We start from the raw sequence: 1,414 nt of genomic DNA, 5'->3' as shown, positions 1-1,414 counted from the left end.
GTCCAGCGGAGTGGTGTAAGAGCTGATCTCCGCGTGATCCTTCCAGCAGGTTAAGCGGTAAGCGTCTGCGGGAGCGGATACTGAGCGGCCGTGTCGCCGCCGACAACCCGCAGGCGGGCCTTGGCCAGGATGTCCAGCCCCATGTAGCGCCGCCCCTCGATCCACTCGTCGGTCTGCTCGGCCAGAACCGCACCCACCAGACGCACGACCGCAGCACGGTCCGGGAAGATGCCCACCACATCGGTGCGGCGCCTGATCTCCTTGTTCAGCCGCTCCTGAGGATTGTTGGACCAGATCTGCCGCCAGGTCTCACGGGGAAAAGCGGCGAACGCCAACAGCTCCTCCCTGGCTGCGTCAAGGTGCTCGCACGCCGCCGGGTAGCGCGCCTCCAGCGACTCCATCACCCAGGAGTGCTGGGCGCGGACCTGCTCGGCGGAGGGCTGGTCGAAGATCGTGCGGACCAGCGTGGCCACCCACGGCTGGGCGGACTTGGGGACCGTGGTCAGCAGGTTCCGCAGGTAGTGCGTCCTGCACCGCTGCCAGCACGCGCCCGGCAGGCACGCGCCGACAGCCTCCACCAGCCCGCGGTGGGCGTCGGAGACCACCAGCTGCACCCCCGACAGTCCGCGTGCGACCAGGCCCCGCAGGAAGGCGAGCCATCCGGCGCCGTCCTCGGCCGAGCTCACCTCCAGGCCCAGGACCTCGCGCTGGCCGTTGACGTTGACGGCTGTGGCGACCAGGACGTGCACGTGGACGGTCCGGCCGCCCTCGCGGACCTTCTGGGTGAGGGCGTCCAGCCACACGAACGTGTACGGACCGCCGTCCAGCGCACGGGTGCGGAACGCCTCGACCTGCTCGTCCAGGCTCTTGGCCATCTGGCTGACCTGGCTCTTGGAGATGTTCTTGATGCCGAGCTGCTCGACCAGCTTGTCGACTCGGCGGGTGGAGACCCCGAGCAGGTAGCTGGTGGCGACCACGCTGATCAGCGCCTGCTCGGCCCGCCGTCGGCGCTCCAGCAGCCAGTCGGGGTAGTAGGAGCCGGTCCGCAGCTTGGGCACCGCGAGCTCGACTGTTCCGGCTCTGGTGTCCCATTCACGTGGCCGGTAGCCGTTGCGGTGGTTGACGCGGTCGTCGCTGCGCTCGCCGTAGCCGGCGCCGCACAGGGTGTCGGCCTCGGCCGACATCAACGCGTCGGCCATGGTCTTCACCATGGATCGCAACATGTCGGGGTCGCCGGTCTCGATCTGCTTCGCCAGCCAGGCGGCAGGGTTCACACTGTTGTTCGCGGCCATCGCCTGTTCTCCTTCGATCATGGTTTCAGCAACCTGAAGGATCACGCGATGGCCGTGTTCATTTCACGGTCGCCACGCTTGTGGCCAGGTCAAACTCGTACACCACTTCCGTGGACGCAACC

Annotated in this window: 1 protein-coding gene; it reads right to left on the bottom strand. The window is 67.9% G+C overall.

Annotation, left to right across the window (positions count from 1 at the left end):
• Positions 1-50 precede the first annotated feature (50 nt).
• Positions 51-1,292 carry an IS256 family transposase gene (locus BLQ73_RS30750; RefSeq protein ID WP_093176450.1) on the bottom strand — a complete coding sequence of 414 codons (1,242 nt, stop codon included), beginning with the start codon at positions 1,290-1,292 and terminating at the stop codon, positions 51-53.
• Between the last annotated feature and the right edge of the window lie 122 nt (positions 1,293-1,414).

It is taken from the genome of Sinosporangium album, from assembly GCF_900100605.1.
Lineage (GTDB): Bacteria > Actinomycetota > Actinomycetes > Streptosporangiales > Streptosporangiaceae > Sinosporangium > Sinosporangium album.
Note: the sequence above shows the minus strand (reverse complement) of the source record. Positions and strands in the feature narration are given on the sequence as shown.

Bases quoted from the DNA above. Each gene is read 5' to 3' on its own strand.
- BLQ73_RS30750 (WP_093176450.1), bottom strand. From the start codon at position 1,292: ATGGCCGCGAACAACAGTGTGAACCCTGCCGCCTGGCTGGCGAAGCAG.